Below are 19,364 nucleotides of genomic sequence, written 5' to 3' on the forward strand. Positions count from 1 at the left end.
AATGCTCAGCCTTCGGTCCGTTCGACATGGGCATGGCGCCAGGTGTCCCAGGTCGCGGTCCAGCCGGGAGGGATGACGCAGGTCGATCCGGGGTATTCGACAATGGCCGGTCCGGCGACCTGAGCCCCGGCCGCAATTTCGGTAAAGCGGTAGACTGGCCAGTCGGCCCCATCATGTCCCGCACCATAGAGCACGCGGCGATGGCCGCTGACGGGCGGGCGGGCGCCGGTCTGCGGCGCATGTTCGGGCCAGGGCAACGCTGGCGGGGTGCTGGTCGCGGTGACACGCAGGTTCACCGTTTCGACCGCATGATGGTCCAGACGGTAGCCATAGACCCGCTCATGCTCGGCGTGGAATTTTTCGGCCATGCTGTCCAGCAAGGCACCGTCAATCCCGGTCGCAGGCAGCGGCAGCGTCAGCTCATAGGCCTGTCCGCGATAGCGCAGGTCTATGGCGCGCAGGACGCTTGTTTCGGCATCGGCAACGCCCTGACCCTGCAGCACGGCGGCGGCCTCGTCCATCAGCGCATCGAACGCGCGGGCCAAGGAGGCGGCATCAGCTGATTCCAGCGGCTCGACGCGGGTGCGCACCATGTCGTGGCGCACTTCGGCCGCCAGCAGCCCCGAGGCCGAGACATTGCCGGGCGCGGCCGGGATCAGCACGCGGCGCATCCCCATCGCCTCGGCCAGGCTGACCGCGTGCAGCGGTCCGGCGCCGCCAAAGCCGATCAGCGTGTGCCCGCGCGGGTCGATGCCGCGCTGGACCGAAACCAGCTTGATCGCATTGACCATATGCGCCTCGGCAATGGCCAGCACGCCAAGGGCAGCCTCCTCCACGCTCAGGCCCAGCGGATCGGCGATCTTTTCCTTCATCGCCCGTGCCGCCAGATCACGCGACAGCACGCGGTCGCCGTTCAGGAAGTAGTCGCCGTTCAGCCGCCCGCACAGCAGGTTGGCATCGGTGACGGTCGGATTTTCACCGCCCTGACCATAGCACACCGGCCCCGGCACCGATCCGGCGCTGCGCGGGCCGACCTTCAGCCCGCCGCCTGCGTCCAGCCAGGCGATCGACCCGCCGCCTGCGCCGATCGTCACCAGATCCAGCATTGGCAGCAGCACCGGATAGCCCGCCAGCGTCCCGCGCGTGGTCGAGAACGGCACGTTTTGCGAAATCAGCGCCACATCCGACGAGGTGCCGCCCATGTCGAAGGTGATCGCATCGCTGACCCCTGCGGCCCGTGCCAGCGCATTGCCGCCCACGATGCCCGCGACCGGCCCCGAATGGGTGACGGCGGCCGGCAGCGTCTTGGCCAGATCAAAGTTCATGATGCCGCCGTTGCCGCGCATGATGAACGGTGTGCGGTGAACGCCCTCGGCGCCCAGCCGCCCGGCCAGCCCGTTCAGGTGCGCGATCATCGGGGCCAGAACAAAGGCATTCAGCGCCGTGGTCGAGCTGCGCTCGTATTCTCGGAACTCCCGCGCCACATCGGACGACAGGGTCACTGGCACGCCCGGCATCTCCTCTGAGGCAATCGCGGCGAGGCGCTGTTCGTGCGCGGGGTTGGCATAGGCATTCAGCAGGCAGACGGCCACTGCCTGAACCCCTTCGGCGCGCAGGGCGCGCATTTCTGCGCGCGCGGCGGCCTCGTCCAGCGGTTCGACGATGCGGCCCTTGTGGTCGATGCGTTCCGGCACGCCCCGGCGCAGTGCGCGCGGCACCAGCGGGCGCAGGGGGCGCCAGTGGATATCGTAGATATTGGGCTTACGTACCGCCCGTCCGATGGCCAGCACATCGCGGAACCCGCCGCTGGTCAGCAGGCCGATCTTCAGATCCTGTTCCTCGACAATGATGTTCGTCACCAGCGTGGTGCCGTAGTGAAAGACAACCTCGTTGGCCGCCGCCGCATCCTGCCGGCCTGCCTCGCGCAGGACGCGGGTGATGCCGGACAGAATGCCATCGGAAAGATCCGTTGGCGTGGTCGGAACCTTCAGCGTGTGAAAGATCCCTGCCTTGCGATCCAGCAGCACGATGTCCGTGTGTGTGCCGCCGGTATCGACGCCTATCTGCACTGTCATCTCAGTCCTCTCCGCCTCGACTTACGCGAATGTGCGATTATCGCCCCATAGTGCGGATCGCGCACAAATTGCTAGGCGCCCTTGCGAGACCTGTCAACAGTCCATTTCACCCAAAGGGCAAATCTGGCCTGCTTGCCCTTTGTCTGTTGCGGGGGGTATCGTGCGGTGTCGCATGGAAGAGGTGGTGCAGATCATGGACGATGAGGCAGACAAGACCGCGCGCGACGGCGATCTATTGCAGACCCTGATGCGCGGGCTGTCGGTCATTGCCTGCTTTGATCGTCTGTCGCCGCGCATGACGCCTACCGAAGTGGCCCGGCGCACAAACCTGACCCGTGCGGCCGCGCGGCGGATTTTGCTGACGCTGGTGCACACGGGACATGCGACGACCGACGGCAAGACCTTCGAGCTAACAGCCCGAGTGCTGGAATTGGGCTATGCCTACCTGTCTTCGTTCGGATTGCCGGAAATCGCGCGGTCCACCATGGAAAGCGTCGCACGTGAGGTCGGAGAAGCCTGTTCATTGGGAGTGCTGAACCAGGCCGACATCGTTTACATCGGTCGGGTCGAACCCCCGCGCCTGAGCGCCCGGCCGACGGCGGGAATCGGCCTGCGCCTGCCCGCCCATGCGATGGCGATGGGGCAGGTCATGCTGGCCGCATTGGCCGATGATGAACTGGATGCGCTGCTGAGCGCCTGGCCGCCGCAGGCGCTGACCGAATACACCATCACCAGCCGCGATGCGTTGCTGGCGCGCATAGATCAGGTCCGCCAGCAGGGCTATTCCTTCCAGGATCAGGAATTCGAGCTGGGATCCCGGTCCATTGCTGTGCCTGTGCGCGACCGGCGCAACCGGGTCATCGCTGCACTGGCGGTCGGCGCGTCGATCGGAAGATGCAGCGTCGAGGACATGGTGGACCGAATCCTGCCTGTCCTGCGCCGCGCTGCACGCGAGATCGAGCGGCCCGCCGGCCTGCTATAAGGGCTGCCGGGGCGCATCAGTCCGGCCTTCCGACATCCGTCTCGCCATTCTTTCTGCCCCTGGTCATGGCTGTCTGCCGATGAGGCGACATCATGGGTTGACAACTCTGCGTTCTGGTTTCTAGTTTGTGCGCATATCGGCAGTATGCGCGATATACGCACATTTCACTAGGTCACCACGAAAGGCTCGGGATGCAGCACGATGCTCGACCAGAATTGCTGGAGATCTCGGATCTTCGCATCGGCTTCGGTTCCGCGTCGGTGGTCGATGGTGTCAGCCTGTCGCTGGCCGCCGGAGAGACGCTTGGAATTGTCGGGGAATCGGGGTGTGGCAAAAGCATCCTGTCGCTATCCATATTGGGCTTGCTGCCAAGCGGTGCCCGTATCACCTCTGGCAGCATCCGGCTGGAAGGGCGCGATCTGACCCGCATGTCCGCCAAAGACCTGCGGGGCTTGCGCGGTGACCGGATCAGCATGGTGTTTCAGGAACCGATGACCGCGCTGAACCCGGTGCTGACCATCGGTTCGCAACTGTCCGAAGTATTCCGCGTTCATCGCCAGGTCTCGCGCCGGGAGGCCCGTGCGATGTCCATCGAGGCGCTGCGCGCGGTCGGGGTTGCTTCGCCCGAGACGCGCATCCGCAACTATCCGGCGCAACTTTCGGGGGGGATGCGGCAGCGTGTGATGATTGCCATGGCACTGGCCTGCCGACCGCAGATCCTGATCGCGGACGAGCCGACAACCGCGCTGGACGTGACAATTCAGGCGCAGATCCTGGATTTGATGCGCAACCTGCGCAGGGAATACGACACCTCGGTCCTGTTCATCAGCCACGATCTGGGTGTGATCGCGGAGGTGTCGGATCGCGTGGCGGTGCTGTATTCCGGCATCGTCGTCGAAGAGGCGCCAACGGCAGAGCTGTTTTCCAACCCGCAGCATCCCTATACCCGCGGGCTGCTGGACGCCCTGCCGCAGCCGGATGCGGAAACGCTGCCCGACGTGTTGTTCGAAATTCCGGGCATGGTCCCCGCACCGGAGAGCCGGCCCACGGGGTGCCGGTTCCACCCGCGTTGCCCACTTGCCCGGAACATCTGCCGGACCACGCAGCCACCCATGACCAGGATTGGCCCCGATCATCGGGTCGCCTGCTGGGAGGTGGCGAAATGACGGACGGGCCCGCCAAGATGCTGTTGACCGCAACGGGGCTGACCAAGCGCTTCCAGATCGGCAGCGGATCGCTGTTCCGTCCGCCACGGCAGGTCCATGCAGTCGATGGTGTTTCCCTGTCGCTGGCCGCTGGCGAGACGCTGGGCATCGTCGGGGAATCGGGCTGCGGCAAGTCCACCCTGTCGCGGCTGCTGATGCGGCTGATCGAGCCGACCTCGGGCACGATCAGCTTTCGCGGCGAGGATCTGACACGCCTGTCGCCCGCCGAACTGCGCGGTGTCCGTCGGCATATGCAGATCGTGTTCCAGGATCCGTTCGGCTCGCTCAATCCGCGCATGACGGTGCGCCAGATCGTGGACGAGCCGCTGCGAGTGCACGGTCAGGGGTCTCGCGCAGATCGGGACGCGCGGATCGTCGAAGCCTTGCAGGTGGTGGGTCTTGGTGCCCATGTGCTGGATCGCCATCCGCATGAGTTTTCCGGCGGCCAGCGCCAGCGGATTGGTATCGCGCGCGCCATGGTGCTGAATCCTGCGCTTCTGGTCGGGGACGAACCTGTCTCGGCGCTGGATGTGTCGGTGCGGGCGCAGATCCTGAATCTGCTGCGCCGCATCCAGTCGGAAACCGGGGTGGGGCTTGTGATCGTCAGCCACGATCTGGGGGCGATCCGCTATATCTGCCACCGGGTCGCCGTGATGTATCTGGGGCGCGTGGTCGAGGAAGGCCCGGTCGAACAGATCTTCCGCGATCCGCAACATCCCTATACCCGCACGCTGATTTCTGCGGTGCCCGTGCCGCGCGTCACCGGACGCGGCCCGCGTCTGGCGGTGCAGGGCGAGATTCCGTCGCCACTGGCGCCACCGCCGGGGTGCCATTTCCACACGCGCTGTCCGTTTGCCATGCCGGTCTGCCGGCAGATCGCGCCGGCGCTGGCCGAAATCGCGCGGGGGCGCCGGTCGGCCTGCCACCTGCACACGCAACCGGGCGCCGCGCCCATACCGCCATCGCCACGGACCGGCCCCGCCGGCCCGTCAACAAGAGCCTGACAAAGGCCCGCTTTCACCCGACACGAGGTAACAAAGGTCAAACACATGAGCTTTCTTTCTGGAAAGGCCAAGGTTCTGCTGGGGGCGATGTCCCTTGCGGTCTGGGCCGGGGCCGCGGCAGCCGAAAGCCGCACACTGATCGTTGTCCAGTCGGCCGAGCCGGTCGGTCTGGATGCCATGCAGAACAACCTGCAACATTCGCTGAACGTCGCGTTCAACATCATCGACCGGCTGTTCGAACCGCTCGAAGATGGCGGCGTGGCGCCGGGGCTGGCGGAGTCGTGGGAGTTTCCCGACGACAAGACCCTTGTGGTTCGCATGAAGCCCGGCCTGACCTTCCACAATGGCGAGCCGGTGGATGCCGAGGCCGTGCGGTATTCGTTCGACCGTCTTCTCTCGGCTGATCTTGCCTCGCCCCATGCCGGACGGATGAGCCAGATCGAAAGTGCCCGCGTGGTCGATGATCTGACCATCGAGTTCAAGACCAAGGCGCCTTTTGCGCCGATCCTGCACCTGATGAGCTATTACCTGCCCATCGTGCCGCCCAAGGCGACCGCCGCGACGGAAAAGGACGCGTTCAACCGCGCCCCGATCGGCGCCGGTCCCTACAAGCTGGAAAGCTGGGACCGCGGCGGCGACGTCGTGCTGACAGCCTTCGATGGCTACTGGGGTGAAAAGCCGGGGTATGACCGGGTGATCTTTCGCAGCATCCCCGAGGAAAGCGCGCGCGTCGCCGCGTTCCTGGCAGGAGAGTCGGGGATCGTCGAGGGCATCTCGGTGCGCAGCCAGACCACCATCGAGAGATCGGGCAAAGGGGCGCTGACGGACAGCATGGGGGTCATGCCCTATGTCGGGCTGAACACGCTGGACGGCCACTTCACCGATGAACGGGTCCGGCAGGCAGTCAACTATGCCGTGAACCGTCAGTTGATCAACGACGCGCTGTTCAACGGCCGTGGCATTCTGGCTGCTGGACCGATCAGCCCGCGTACATTTGGCGCGGATTTGGCGTTGCAACCCTATCCCTACGACCCGGCCAAGGCCAAGGCGCTGCTGGCCGACGCCGGTTTCCCGAATGGGTTCGAAACCACGCTGTCCTATCCGACCAACATGACCCAGGTCGGCGAACAGGCCCAGGCCATCGCGGCGGATCTGGAACAGGTCGGCATCAAGGTCACGCTGCAACCGCTGGACCGCGCGGTGATGTGGGATGGCTACAAGAGCCGCAAGTTCCAGATGTTCATCTATTGGTGGGACGACAATCCGGAACCCGACCGCTACATGTACAGCCTGTTCCACAGCGCCAGCCGGGACTACTACTACAAGAACGCCGATACAGATGCCGCCCTGGACCTTGGCCGCTCGACGCTGGTCCGTGACGAACGTGCCCGCATCTATGGCGAGATAGACCGCAAGCTCTATGCCGAGGCGCCCTGGCTCTATCTTTACATTGTGCCGGAAACCTATGCCGTGGCCAAGGACGTCGCCTATACCGGCCGCCGCGATGGCTTCCTGTTCGCGCGGTTCGCCACGCCTGCAACCCCCTGATCGACACCGGGCCGGTCCACTGTGCGGATCGGCCCGGCATATCCCTGCCCATTCTCGCCGCCGCCCCGCAGCGGGCGCGTACCGGAGTCCGCCATGTCCCGATATCTCCTGCGGCGACTGCTGCACGCTGTCCTGATCGTCGCCGGGATCTCTGTGATCAGCTTCTTCTTTCTGCATCTGACGGGCGATCCGGTCGGCCTGATCCTGCCGCAGGACGCGACCCGCGAACAGATAGAGACGCTGCGCCGCGACCTGCTGCTGGATGAACCGATCCATGTCCAGTATCTGCATTTCGTCGCCTCGGCCCTGCAAGGCGACATGGGCCGGTCGATCTATACCCGCGAGCCGGTGCTGGGTCTGATCCTGGAACGTCTGCCAGCGACACTCGAACTGGCGTTGACCGCACTTGTGCTCAGCCTGATCATCGCGATTCCCATGGGTGTGATCGCGGCGCTGCGCCGGGGCGGGTGGCTGGACACCATCAGCATGACGCTGGCGCTGTTCGGCCTGTCGATGCCGCATTTCTGGCTGGGCATCATGCTGATCATGCTGTTCTCGGTCCAGTTGAACTGGCTGCCCACCTCGGGACGTGGGACGTGGGAACAACTGATCATGCCATCGGTCGCGCTGGGGGCTTCGCTGGTGGCGCTGTTCGCCCGGCTGACACGGTCCGCGATGCTGGAAGTGCTGGGGCAGGACTATGTGCGCACCGCTCGCGCCAAGGGCCTGACCGAGACGGTGGTCGTCGGAAAACACGCGTTGCGCAATGCGCTGATCCCGCTGGTCACTGTCGCGGCGATGGAGTTCGGTTTTCTGCTGGGCGGTGCGGTCATCATCGAAACGGTCTTTGCCTGGCCCGGTGTGGGGCGTCTGATCGTGCAGTCCATCCTGGACCGCGATTACCCGGTCGTTCAGGCGGCGGTCATGATGCTGGCCATCGTGTTCGTGGTCGTCAATCTTGTGGTCGATCTGCTCTACACTTGGCTCGATCCCAACATCAGCCTTGGAAGGACAGACCAGTGAGCGTCACCATGCAACAGGCGCCCCGCCCTGGCGACAGTTGGCGCCGCCGGTTCTGGGCCCACCGCAGCGCGGTGATCGGCGGGGGGCTGTTTGCCGCCATCCTGTTCGGCTGTTTCGTACTGCCGATGCTGCTGGGCACCAATCCGACCGCCACCAGCCTTCTGCACCGCTTCGAGCCGCCGGTCTGGATGGAGGACGGCGCCCTGGCAAACCCGCTGGGCACCGACAACCTAGGCCGCGATCTGTTGATCCGCATTCTCGTTGGTGGTCAGGTGTCGCTGATGGTCGCGCTGGCGACGGTGACGGTTGCGGTCACGGTTGGGCTGATCCTTGGCACTCTGGCAGGGTATTTCGGCGGTTGGGTCGATACGATCATCATGCGGGTGGGCGATCTGTTCCTGGCCTATCCGTTCATGTTGCTGACCATCTCGGTCATTGCGATCCTTGGGCCATCGCTGATCGTCATCGTGCTGGTGTTGGCTCTGTCGGACTGGGTGACTTATGCCCGCACGGTGCGCGGCAGCGTTCTGTCGGCGCGCGAGCGCGAATATGTCGCCGCCGCCAGGTCGATCGGTACGCCCGACCTGCAAATCCTGCGCCTGCACATCCTGCCCAATGTCCTCTCGCCGGTGCTGGTTCTGGCGACCGTGCGGGCGGCCAATTACATCATCTGGGAAAGCGGCCTGTCGTTTCTTGGCATGGGCGTGCCGCCGCCAACTCCCACCTGGGGCATGTTGCTGGCCGAGGGCCGGGATTTCATTCTGGATGCCTGGTGGCTGGCCACATTGCCCGGCATTGCGATCATGCTGACGATCCTGTCGATCAACCTGATCGGTGACGGGTTACGCGATGCGTTCGATCCCCGACTGAAAGGAGGCCGGGCATGAACGGCGCTGTTGCAGTACCCGATCCGGCTGTTGTCTCTCCGTCTCGTCGCAGGTTTGATGCGCTGGACCACCTTGCCGATTTCGCGCTGGCGCTGCGGTTCGACGATCTGCCGGCCTCGGTGGTCGAGGCTATCGGCAACTGTGTGCTGGATTGCGTGACAGCCGCCGTCGCGGGGGCCAACGGCGCAGGCGCTGAGGCGGCCCGAACTGGCGCGATTGCAGCCTTTGGTGCGCAGGATGCCGCCTCGGTGTGGTTTACGGCGCACAAGGCCCCTGCGATGGCCGCTGTGCTGGGCAACTGCACGGCGGCCAGTATCCTTGATCTGGACGACGGGCATCGCGCTGCCAGTGGCCACCCCGGCGCGGCGATCATTCCAGCCGCGCTGGCCATTGCCGAAGAGCAGGGCAGCACCTGGCAGGATCTGATGATCGCCATCGTCGTTGGCTACGAGATCGCCGTTCGCGTTGCTGCCGCGCGCGATTTTTCGCGCCTGGACACGATGTCGACGGGGCGCTGGTGCAGCTATGGTGTCGCCGCTGCCACCGGGTTGTTGCGTCGGCTGGATCATCGGCAACTGGTGCAGGCGATGGCCATCGCCGGAGTTCATGCGCCGAACCAGTCGGCCGCCGGATATTCCAAGGTCATGGGGAACCACGCCAAGGAGGGGATCACCTGGAGCGCGACGACGGGCTGCATGGCCACATCGCTGGCGCAAGCCGGGTTTACCGGACCAACCGACATTCTGGACCATTCCGGCTATTTCGACCGGGCGGCGGTGTTGCGCGGGCTGGGGCGGTCGTTCGCCATCGAGGGGTGCTATTTCAAACCCTATTCCTGTTGCCGTTGGGCCCATGCGGCCGTCGATGGCCTGCATGACATCCTGTCCACCGAACGGCTGGACTGGCAGGCGGTCGAAACTGTCGCGGTGCATACCTTCGAGCGCGCGTTGAAGCTGAACAACGAGACAGACCCGGATACGCTGGAGGGCGCCCAGTATAGCGTTCCCTTCGTGCTTGGCGTCGCCGCCACCGAAGGGATCAGCGCTCTGCTGCCGCTTGGTCAGCACAGCCTGCACCGCGCGGCGGCGATCAGCTTTGCGAACCGGGTCACGCTGCTGGTCGATCCGGAAATGGACAGCGCCTTTCCCGCCCAGACCGGCGCGCGGATCTTTGTACGGACGGCCGCCTCTGAATATGCGCGGGTTGTCCACCATCCCTTGGGCGACCCGGCAAATCCGATGTCGCGCAGTCAGTTGACCGAAAAACTCTGCGTTGCCACCCGCGATGTCGTGCCTCAGGGACGGCAGGCTGAGATCCTCGCGGCCTTGCGTGATTTCGAAGGTAAGGACTACAGGCCGCTGCTGGCGGTCCTGGCCAAACCGCTTTGAGGGGGGCGCCATGGCGGCGCGTGTGCTGCCGATCAGAGAGGTCAGCGCGGCATCCCGACAGGAAAACCCTCTTCGCCAGTGGCGAAGAGGGGGCGGGCGATTGAGGCCTGACGCCGCGCGTTCAGCTCGATTGACGCTGGACGAAGAAGCTAAGCCCGGCGACACGCTCCAGCAGCAGGATCGCAACGAAGGTGATGACCACCGACAGGGTCGAGATCGCCGCCAGCACTGGCGATGCATCGTCCTGGATGAAGGTGAAGATCTGCACTGGCAGCGTGGTGATGTCCGGCCCGATCAGAAACATCGTCACAGTCACCTCATCAAAGGAAATGATGCCGGTGAAAAGAAGCGAGGTCAGGATACCCGACCGGCAGATCGGCAGGATGATGTCCCAAAGCGCGCGCAACTCGGAGGCGCCCATCACCTCTGCCGCGCGGATCAGGTCGGGGTCAACCGATTTCAGCGCGACGTGGATTGGCCGGTAGGAGAACGGGATCGTCACCATCAGATGCGCCAGAATGATCGCCCAGGGCGTGCCGACGATTCCCATGCCGGCCATCAGTGCCACCGCCGCAACGCCCATTGAGGCATGTGGGAAAAAGAGCGGCGAGAAGATCGCCAGTTCCAGCCAGCCCGATATCTTCGGCGCATAGCGCAGGGTGAAATAGGCGGCGAGGAAACTGATCGCCGTGATCAGCGTCGCCACGACAGCGGCAATCCAGAGCGAGGTCAGGACCGCACGGCCCCATCTCGGATCCGTGAATGCCTCTGCGTACCAGCGCAGGGACCAACTGACGGGCGGAAACTGAATATATCCGGTGCCGTTGAAGGATGCGCCGAAGACGATGAAGATCGGCGCGGGCAGGGCCAGCAGTAGCACAATGCCGAGCATCTTCATCGGGGGGGTCATCTTGCGCATGGCTTACTCCTGCCCGCGCAGGGCGCGGCGTTCGATGATTTTCAGGATGACAAGGGACAGGAACGACAGCGACAACAGGCAGATCGACCAGGCGGCCGCCTTGGACATGTTGAACGTCGCCATCACCTCTTGATAGATTTGCGAACCCACGAACTTCTCGGTGATCCCGCCCAGCAGCAATGGCGTCACGATGGCGCCGACGCAGGCAAGATAGATCACGATGAGCGACGTGAAGACCCCCGGCAACGACAGTGGCAGAACGATGGTGCGAAAGGTCTGCCAGCGTCCGGCGCCCAGCACACGCGAGGCTTCCTCCAGGTTTTCCTCGATCGACAGAAGCGAGGCCAGGATCGAGATCACGGCAAAGGGGATCAGGACATGGGTCAGCCCGATGATGATTCCGGTGTCGTTGAACATCAGCTTGAGGGGCGTGTCGATCACGCCGACCCAGCCTAGAAACGCATTTACGAAGCCCTTGGGCCCCAGCAGGATGATCCAGCCATAGGTCCGCACGACAAGGCTGACGAGCCATGGCACAAGCACGACGATCAGCAGCATGTTGCGGTGTTTCTCGGATCGCCAGAGCAACAGCGCGATCGGATAGGCCAGCAGAACCGCCAGCAGCGCCACGATGATCGAGGTGATCACTGTCCGATAGAAGACGACATGATAGTCCGGCCGCGAGAAAATCTGTTCGAAGTACCGCAGAGAGAAACCGCCCCGATCCACGAATGCGTTTGAAAACAGCATGATGACCGAGCTGAAGAACAGCCCCAGCACGATCAGCGCGGGCAAGAGCATCAGCCCTTTGGCCAGTGTCGGTTTTTCGCCGGTGTTCATGCGTGTTCTCCGAAGGCGGAGGCAAGATCGGCGGTCAGGGGTGCAAAGACCCGCGCGGCATCTGCCGGGAAACCGATGCGGACCATCGCGCCCTGCCGCAGCGGGCCAAGCGCATCTGTCATCTGGACAGAGATCATCCGCGTGCCCTGCGCCTCAAGGGTGATGCGGGTGAGCGGGCCGATGACAAGCGTATCGAGCACGCGGGCCTCGGCGGTGACCATACCGGAAGCCGGCGGCACTCCGGTGTCGAGTATGGCGATTTTCTCGGGCCGCAGGCAGATGGTGACGCTATTCCCCGCCGTAGGTGTCAGCCCGCGTGCCACTCCGACCGGCAACTGGAACGTACCGGCGCCGGTCTCGACCGCGAGGTGCTGGCCGGCGGAACGGACACGGCCCGGAAGCTCGTTCACCTCGCCGATGAATTTCGCCACGAACAGGTTCTGCGGATCGGCGTAGATCTCCTGCGGGGTGCCTACCTGCTGGACGTTGCCGTTGCTCATCACCACGATGCGATCCGAGATCATCGTCGCCTCTTCCTGGTCGTGGGTGACGAAGACAAAGGTCGTGCGAAGGTGTCGCTGGATGTCCTTGAGGGCGAATTGCAGTTGCTTGCGCAGTTGCAGGTCAAGCGCCGACAGCGGTTCGTCCAGCAGCAGGATCGCCGGTTCAAGCACCAGCGACCGCGCCAGCGCGACCCGCTGCTTTTGCCCGCCGGAAAGCTGCGCGATGCGCCGTTCGCCCAGACCATCGAGACCCACGAGCTGAATGAAGCTGCCGACCCGTGTCTCTATTTCGGAGGCGGAGATCCCGCGCAGCTTCAGCCCGTAGGCGATGTTCTCGGCCACCGAGAAATGTGGAAAGAGCGCGAGGTTCTGGAACACCATCCCGATCGGCCGTTTCTGTGTCGGCACCTGCGTCATATCCCGCCCGTCGATGCGGATCGCGCCGCGGGTCGGGGAAATGAAGCCCGCGATCAGCCGCAACAGCGTGGTTTTGCCACAGCCAGAGGGGCCAAGCAGCGTAAGGAAGCTGCCTGCGGGGATAGAAAGCGAAACCTCGGACAGTACCTCGGAATCCCCGTAGGATTTCGAGACGTTTTCTATGTCGATGGTTCCGACGGCGGCATCTCGGATCGGGGTTGGGCGTATCATATTGCTCTCGGGCTCTGGGGTCTGAAAAAAGGCCGGGCCAGGCCCGGCCAGTTCAGGAAAGGTGTCGGCAGGTGCAGCGTCAGTTCCTGACCGCCGACATCAACTGTTCAACCATGTCGATGCGCTCTTCATGATTGTCCCAGATGATCTTCCAGTCGGGCACGTACATCTGTGCCATCAGCGCCTCGCGCGTGGTGCCGAGCTGTTCAAGGTATTCCTTCGGAAGTTCCGCCGTGTTGTTGGTCGGAATGCCGCCGCCTTCGACCGACACGGCGATCTGGCTTTTCGCGCCGGCAAGATAGTTCAGATACGCGCGTGTTTCTTCCCGGTTGCCCGATCCCTTGGGCGAAACCACGGCATAGGCCAGCATCAGGCCGCCTTCTTCCGGGATGGCGATCTTGATGTTTTTCTGACCTTCCTTCTGAAGGTGCCAGACGCGGCTGGAATAGAACGGAACGGCCGTCACTTCGCCGGTGCCGAGCAAAGTGTTCATATGCGCCAGCGAGGTGTAGGTGGTCAGCGAGTTCGAGATCAGCCCCTTCAGCAACTCGACCCCAGGTTCGATGTTCGCCGCGTCGCCGCCATTGGCATGGGCGTACATCGTCAGATCATAGGCCGCCGCATAGACCGGGCGGGTGATCGCCAGCTTGCCCTTCCATTTGGGGTCGGCAAGGCTTTTCCAGCTCTTGAAATCCTCGGCGTCGGCGAGGTCGTCGTTGTAGACGATGCCGTAATACGCGAAATAGGTCGGGATCCCGACGATGAGGCCGTCGTCATTGCGGATGACGACTTCGGGCGGCAGGTTCTTGACCTCGGGGATCTCTTCGTCGGTGAAACCCTCCAGCAGGTCCGTTCCCGAAAGGCCCACGCCTTCGAAGAAGGTCACTGTTACCGCATTGTACTGCGAGGCGGTCGGAGAGCGTACCGCGCCGGCGGTGTTCGGCACCTCGACAACACGGGTGCGGATCCCGGTTTCTTCCGTAAAGGGTTGTTGCACAAAGTCGGCCAAGGTTCTGGCACCGCCACCGCCCCAGGTGGCATGGATGACTTCGGCCGATGTTCCGGTTGCCAGAGTGGCGATCAGCACGCCTGTCGCGGCGCTGATGAATCTGTTCATTTCGATCCCCGTTGGTTGTGGCCCTGCAGTGTGTGGCCAATTGTCGCCCCACTGTGCTGGGGCGGGCAGGGCCCTGTAAAATTCAATAGGCGATCAAAATCATAACAACTGATTATGTATCGTCGCGTCCCTGTCGCCGCCCTGCGGTGTTCGCACTGTCATGCGGCGGCGCAGAAATATTTTCCTTTCCAAGTCATGTTATTAGGAGGCCGAGCGACAAGGGCGGAGATAACATTTCGGAATGGATTGGTGTTTGCTTTGCATTATCACCCAGCGGGAAAAGCCAATAGCGTCCCGGTACAGATGCCTGGAAACAGGATTTTGGAATGACTGCGGCCGACGGTAGGGCGCAGACTCCGGGCCGCAGCGGGACAGGAGGCCAAACGTACCATGCCGGTCGATGAGGCGATGACCGCTCGCGCGGTTCGTGGCCGCCGCACCGCCCGGCCGCCCCCGGAGTGTCGGGAGGCCCGCCGGGCGCAACGCCAGCCGCCACCGGGGGCGTTCCGGGCCGCGATCCTGCCCCCCACGACCTCGAACCCATCGGCAGGGCCGCGACTGTCCTGCCCCTGTCGCCAGTCCTTCACCGCTTCGAAAGAGATCACATGACCCGACTGTTCATTGGCAGTATCGCCACGGAAACAAACTCGTTCAGCCCTGTTCCGACCACCCTTGCGGATTTCGAACAGGGCGGCCTTTTCCACGGGACCGCGACACAATCGGAGCCCATGCATTTCACGGCGCCTTTGCATGTCTGGCGCCAACGGGCCACAGCCGAAGGTATCGAGGTCATCGAGGGGCTGGCGGCTGCGGCGCAGCCGGGCGGCACGACGCTGACCAAGGTCTGGCACCACCTGAAAGACCGGCTGATCGAGGATATTCGCGCTGCTGGGGCGGTGGACATGATCTTGCTCAACCTGCACGGGGCGATGATCGCGACGGATGAGTTCGATTGCGAAGGGGCGCTGCTTGCGGAGATCCGGGCGATCTGCCCGGATGCGGTGATCGGGTGCGAGCTGGACCTGCATTGCCACCTGACGCGGCGCATGTTGGCGTCCGCAGACCTGATCGTGTCCTACAAGGAATATCCCCATACGGATATCGTCCCTACCGCAGAAGACCTGTGGTCGCTGGCGCTCAGGATGCACAGAGGGGAAATCAGACCTGTCGCCGCCGTGACCGACTGCAACATCATATCGGTCTGGCACACGACCAAGCCGCCGATGACCGATCTTGTCGCCCGGATGAAGGCGTTGGAGGCCGACGGGTCTGCCCTGTCGATCAGTTTCTGTCACGGTTTCGCGCTTGGCGACATGCCGGAACTCGGGTCGCGGATGCTGGTCTATGCAGATGGCGATGCCGAGGCTGCCAAGACGCTGTCCGACGCCCTCGCCCGGCAGATCTGGGATCTGCGGCACCAGACCCGGCCCAGGATGATGACCGAGGCAGAGGCTGTTCAGGCGGCTCTGGCCGCGCCGCGCGGTCCTGTCGTCGTGGCGGATGTGGCGGACAACCCCGGCACCGGCGCGGGCGCCGACAGCACCTATCTTTTGCGCGCGCTGATCGACGCCGAAGCCCGTGGGGCTGTTCTGGGCCTGCTGTTCGACCCGATGGCGGTCCAGACCTGCGCCGGTGCCGGTGAAGGCGCCGCCCTGACCCTGCGCATCGGCGGCAAGTTCAGCGCAAGGTCCGGCCCGCCGCTTGATCTTGATGTCACGGTTCTTTGCGTTGTCGATGATTTGCGGCAGACGACGGTGGGTGGCCAGCAGATGTCATGTGGACGCGCCGCGCTGGTCGAAACGGGTGGCGGCATCCGTATCGCCATGACCGACAAACGTGTACAGACCTTTCATCCCGATGCGTTCGCCGGGCTGGGGGTCGAGCTGACAACCGCGCCGGTGGTTGTCGTCAAGTCGACCCAGCATTTCCATGCAGGCTTCGCGCCTGTTGCATCCGGGATATTCTACGCCCGTTCTCCGACGGCCGTGCGGTTCGAAGGGCCCGAGAGCCCCTACAGGCATCGGGATGGAAACTACTGGCCCATCTCTGACGGGCCCTTTCCCACCTAGGCCTGGATCGGCGGATCGCCTCAGCGGTCGGCCGGAGCTTTTGGTGGTCTGGTCGTGGGGGGTGCCCGATCCATCAGGCCAGCCTGTCAACAGCGGCTAGGGTGCGGCTGGAGGGACTCCGCCCATGGCGGTGGTCATTTCGGCAGCGAGGGCGCGGATTGTGGTTCCGATCCGCGGCATGTCTTCGGCACTGATGCGCGCCGCGAGTCCCGAAATGGAGATGGCGGCCACCGCTTCGCCGCCCGGCGACCAGACGGTGGCCGCCACGCAGCGCAGGCCCGGAGTGAACTCTTCGTTGTCGAACGCATAGCCAGCCGCGCGGATCGCCTGCATTTCCCGGCGCACTGCGTCGATCTCCTGCAAACTGTGGCGCGTCATGCGGGGCAACCCGTGGCGCGCGACCAGCGCCTCGATCTCGGCATCGGGCCAGGTGGCGACAATGGCCTTGCCAAGCCCCGAAGTCATGACCGGCGAGCGCCCGCCGGGTGGCGAGATGGCGCGGATGATCTCGCGGCTTTCAACCTGGGCCAGCGTCACGACCTCGCCGTCCTCCAGCACGCCAAGGTTCGCGGTTTCGCGGGTCATGTTGCGCAGGCGGCGCAGGAACGGCATCGCAGTGGCGATCAGGCTTTGCCAGCGGGTATAGGCGATGCCGACCGTGAACGCCTTGCGCCCGACATGCCAATGCGCCTGGGCCGCGTCGAACTGGGCAAATCCGCGCCGTTCCAGTGTGGTCAGCAGGCGGTGCGCGGTGGACACTGCCAACCCCGAGTCGCGTGCCAGATCCGACAGGCGCAGCCCTTCGGGCGCCTGAGCCAGACGTTCGAGCAGCGACAAGGCGCGATCAACGGATTGGACAAAGCCCTGGGTTTCCATTCCGCCAAGGATATTCCGTATCGTGGAAAAGTTCCACGTTATTGTGGCATTGCCGCGCGGCACGGGGTCTAGTCGCCCAAACCGCCAAGGAGGGCCGAGGAATGAGCCATTATGTCACGCGCGCCGGGTTGCAGGTGGCCGGGGAACTGGCCGATTTCGTCGAACGTCAACTGCTGCCGGGGCTGAGCCTTGGTGCCGATGCCTTTTGGCAGGGGTTTGCCAGCCTGCTGGCCGATCTGGCGCCGGAGAACCGCCGCCTGCTGGCCGTGCGCGATCAGATGCAGGCCCGGATCGACGCCTGGCTGACGGCACGTCGCGGGCAGGGCTGGGACAATGCCGCCTGGCAGGATTTCCTGCGCGAGATCGGTTATCTGCTGCCCGAAGGACCAGAGTTCAGCGTGGCCACCACGCCATCGGACCCCGAGATCGCGTCGGTTGCCGGGGCGCAGCTTGTGGTGCCGGTGATGAACGCCCGCTTTGCGCTGAACGCGGCGAATGCGCGTTGGGGCAGCCTGTACGATGCCCTTTATGGCACCGATGCGCTGCCAGGTGCGCCCGCAGGCAAGGGCTATGATGCCGTGCGGGGCGCGCAGGCAGTGGCATGGGCGGCCGGCTTCCTGGATCAGGCGGTGCCGTTGGCCACGGGCAGCCACGCAGAGGTGACGGAATATGTCGTGCAGGATGGTGCCCTGGTGGCAACCCTGGGCGCTGGCAGCACCGGGCTGGCCGATCCCTCGGCGCTGGCTGGCATGTCGGGTGACGGTGCGCAACGGTCGATCCTGCTGCGCCACAACGGCCTGCATATCGAACTGGTGTTCGACCCGTCGCACCCTGTCGGGGCTGCGAGCCGCTCGGGCCTGCGCGATGTGGTTCTGGAATCGGCGCTGACCGCCATTCAGGACTGCGAGGATTCGGTGGCCGCCGTCGACGCTGCCGACAAGGTGCTGGCCTATGCCAACTGGCTGGGGCTGATGAAGGGCGACCTGACCGAGAGCTTTGACAAGGGCGGCAAGGTGATGACCCGCCGCCTGAACCCCGACCGCAGCTTTGCTACGCCGGACGGATCGACCCTGACCCTGCCGGGCCGCGCCGTTCTGCTGGTGCGCAACGTGGGGCATCTGATGACCACCGATGCCGTCCTGCTGGACGGGCAAGAGGTGCCCGAGGGCCTGATGGATGCGATGGTCACCGTCACCGCCGCCCTGCATGACTTGCAAAAGACCGATGGCCCGCGCAATTCGCGCAGCGGGTCGGTCTATGTGGTCAAGCCCAAGATGCACGGCCCCGATGAGGCCGCTTTTGCCGACCGCACCTATGCGATGGTGGAACGGCTGCTGGGCCTGCCCTTTGGCACCGTCAAGCTGGGGCTGATGGATGAGGAACGCCGCACCTCGGCCAATCTGCGGGAATGTATCCGGGCGCTGAAGGACCGGATCGTGTTCATCAACACCGGCTTTCTGGATCGCACGGGCGACGAGATCCATACCGTCATGCAGGCCGGTCCCGTCCTGCCCAAGGCGGAAATCCGAACTGCGCCGTGGCTGTCGGCCTATGAGGATGGCAACGTCGATGCGGGATTGGCCACGGGGATGCGCGGCAAGGGCCAGATCGGTAAGGGCATGTGGGCCAAGCCCGATGCTATGGCCGAAATGCTGACCGCCAAGATCGGCCATCCGCAATCGGGGGCAACCACGGCCTGGGTGCCCTCGCCCACGGCGGCCACATTGCACGCGACGCATTACCACCTGCTCGATGTGGCTGCCCGGCAGGCAGATCTGGCCACCCGCGCCCGCGCCAGTCTGGATGCGCTGATGACCCCGCCGCTGATGGGGCGGCGCAACCTGTCGGCCGAGCAGATCGCCTATGAGCTGGACCTGAACTGCCAGTCGATCCTGGGCTATGTGGTGCGCTGGGTCGATCAGGGCGTCGGCTGTTCCAAGGTGCCCGATATCGACGATGTGGCCTTGATGGAGGATCGGGCGACGCTGCGCATTTCGGCGCAGTTCCTGGCCAACTGGCTGATGCACGGGTTGATCACCGAGACGCAACTGGACGAAAGCCTGCGCCGCATGGCCGTCGCGGTTGACCGGCAGAATGCGGGCGATCCGGCCTATTGCCCGATGGCGCCCGGCTATGACGGCCCTGCATTCCAGGCCGCGCGCGATCTGATCGTTCAAGGGGCGACCCAACCCTCGGGCTATACCGAACCGCTGCTTCATGCCTGGCGGCGTGTGGTCAAGGCGGCGTAGCCAGACCGTAGCCGGCAGATGCCGCCAGCCT

General features: G+C 64.3%; 15 protein-coding genes. 9 read left to right on the forward strand and 6 right to left on the reverse strand.

Going from position 1 to position 19,364, the window contains the following annotated elements; genetic code table 11:
- Window positions 1-5: 5 nt before the first annotated feature.
- Window positions 6-2,075 (reverse strand): hydantoinase/oxoprolinase family protein, encoded by a 2,070-nt coding sequence (locus BW970_RS09060; protein ID WP_076530407.1) that lies wholly within the window; start codon window positions 2,073-2,075, stop codon window positions 6-8.
- Between the two features lie 160 nt (window positions 2,076-2,235).
- On the opposite strand from BW970_RS09060, the gene BW970_RS09065 reads away from it, so the two are divergent.
- The 7 genes from BW970_RS09065 (at window position 2,236) to BW970_RS09095 (ending at window position 10,112) form a co-directional block, all read left to right on the forward strand.
- Window positions 2,236-3,057 (forward strand): IclR family transcriptional regulator domain-containing protein, encoded by an 822-nt coding sequence (locus BW970_RS09065; protein WP_200799278.1) that lies wholly within the window; start codon window positions 2,236-2,238, stop codon window positions 3,055-3,057.
- Between the two features lie 191 nt (window positions 3,058-3,248).
- Entirely contained in the window at window positions 3,249-4,223 is a 975-nt protein-coding gene (locus BW970_RS09070; RefSeq protein ID WP_076530409.1) for an ABC transporter ATP-binding protein, read from the forward strand.
- Complete coding sequence (locus BW970_RS09075; RefSeq protein WP_076530411.1) at window positions 4,220-5,266, forward strand: ABC transporter ATP-binding protein; 1,047 nt, start codon at window positions 4,220-4,222, stop codon at window positions 5,264-5,266. The genes BW970_RS09070 and BW970_RS09075 overlap by 4 nt, the downstream gene beginning before the upstream one ends.
- A gap of 45 nt (window positions 5,267-5,311) precedes the next feature.
- Window positions 5,312-6,814, forward strand: a complete 1,503-nt coding sequence (locus BW970_RS09080; RefSeq protein ID WP_076530413.1) for an ABC transporter substrate-binding protein — start codon at window positions 5,312-5,314, stop codon at window positions 6,812-6,814.
- A gap of 93 nt (window positions 6,815-6,907) precedes the next feature.
- On the forward strand, window positions 6,908-7,837 hold the full coding sequence (nikB, locus tag BW970_RS09085) for a nickel ABC transporter permease (protein ID WP_076530415.1): 930 nt from the start codon (window positions 6,908-6,910) through the stop codon (window positions 7,835-7,837).
- Window positions 7,834-8,724, forward strand: a complete 891-nt coding sequence (locus BW970_RS09090; protein ID WP_083701192.1) for an ABC transporter permease — start codon at window positions 7,834-7,836, stop codon at window positions 8,722-8,724. Before nikB ends, BW970_RS09090 begins: the two co-directional genes overlap by 4 nt.
- Window positions 8,721-10,112 carry an MmgE/PrpD family protein gene (locus tag BW970_RS09095; protein WP_076530417.1) on the forward strand — a complete coding sequence of 464 codons (1,392 nt, stop codon included), beginning with the start codon at window positions 8,721-8,723 and terminating at the stop codon, window positions 10,110-10,112. Before BW970_RS09090 ends, BW970_RS09095 begins: the two co-directional genes overlap by 4 nt.
- A gap of 121 nt (window positions 10,113-10,233) precedes the next feature.
- Here BW970_RS09095 and BW970_RS09100 read toward each other — a convergent pair whose 3' ends face one another.
- From BW970_RS09100 to BW970_RS09115, 4 genes are all read right to left on the reverse strand, one after another.
- Window positions 10,234-11,031, reverse strand: coding sequence for an ABC transporter permease (locus tag BW970_RS09100; RefSeq protein ID WP_083701193.1), 798 nt, complete (start codon window positions 11,029-11,031; stop codon window positions 10,234-10,236).
- A 3-nt stretch (window positions 11,032-11,034) separates the two neighbouring features.
- Window positions 11,035-11,871: an ABC transporter permease gene (locus tag BW970_RS09105; RefSeq protein WP_076530419.1), complete on the reverse strand. Its 837-nt coding sequence runs from the start codon at window positions 11,869-11,871 to the stop codon at window positions 11,035-11,037.
- Window positions 11,868-13,022, reverse strand: a complete 1,155-nt coding sequence (locus BW970_RS09110) for an ABC transporter ATP-binding protein (protein ID WP_076530421.1) — start codon at window positions 13,020-13,022, stop codon at window positions 11,868-11,870. The genes BW970_RS09105 and BW970_RS09110 overlap by 4 nt, the downstream gene beginning before the upstream one ends.
- Before the next feature lie 79 nt (window positions 13,023-13,101).
- Window positions 13,102-14,139, reverse strand: coding sequence for an ABC transporter substrate-binding protein (locus BW970_RS09115; protein ID WP_076530423.1), 1,038 nt, complete (start codon window positions 14,137-14,139; stop codon window positions 13,102-13,104).
- A 605-nt stretch (window positions 14,140-14,744) separates the two neighbouring features.
- On the opposite strand from BW970_RS09115, the gene BW970_RS09120 reads away from it, so the two are divergent.
- A complete protein-coding gene (locus BW970_RS09120; RefSeq protein ID WP_076530425.1) occupies window positions 14,745-16,208 on the forward strand; it encodes a M81 family metallopeptidase in 1,464 nt (487 codons plus the stop codon).
- Window positions 16,209-16,304: 96 nt separating this feature from the next.
- Here BW970_RS09120 and BW970_RS09125 read toward each other — a convergent pair whose 3' ends face one another.
- The gene (locus BW970_RS09125; protein ID WP_076530427.1) at window positions 16,305-17,084 is read right to left on the reverse strand and encodes an IclR family transcriptional regulator; all 780 of its coding nucleotides are present in this window, start codon (window positions 17,082-17,084) and stop codon (window positions 16,305-16,307) included.
- A gap of 101 nt (window positions 17,085-17,185) precedes the next feature.
- On the opposite strand from BW970_RS09125, the gene BW970_RS09130 reads away from it, so the two are divergent.
- Window positions 17,186-19,333, forward strand: coding sequence for a malate synthase G (locus BW970_RS09130; protein ID WP_076530429.1), 2,148 nt, complete (start codon window positions 17,186-17,188; stop codon window positions 19,331-19,333).
- Window positions 19,334-19,364: the final 31 nt, after the last annotated feature.

This window comes from Gemmobacter megaterium, from assembly GCF_900156815.1.
Taxonomy (GTDB): Bacteria; Pseudomonadota; Alphaproteobacteria; order Rhodobacterales; family Rhodobacteraceae; genus Wagnerdoeblera; species Wagnerdoeblera megaterium.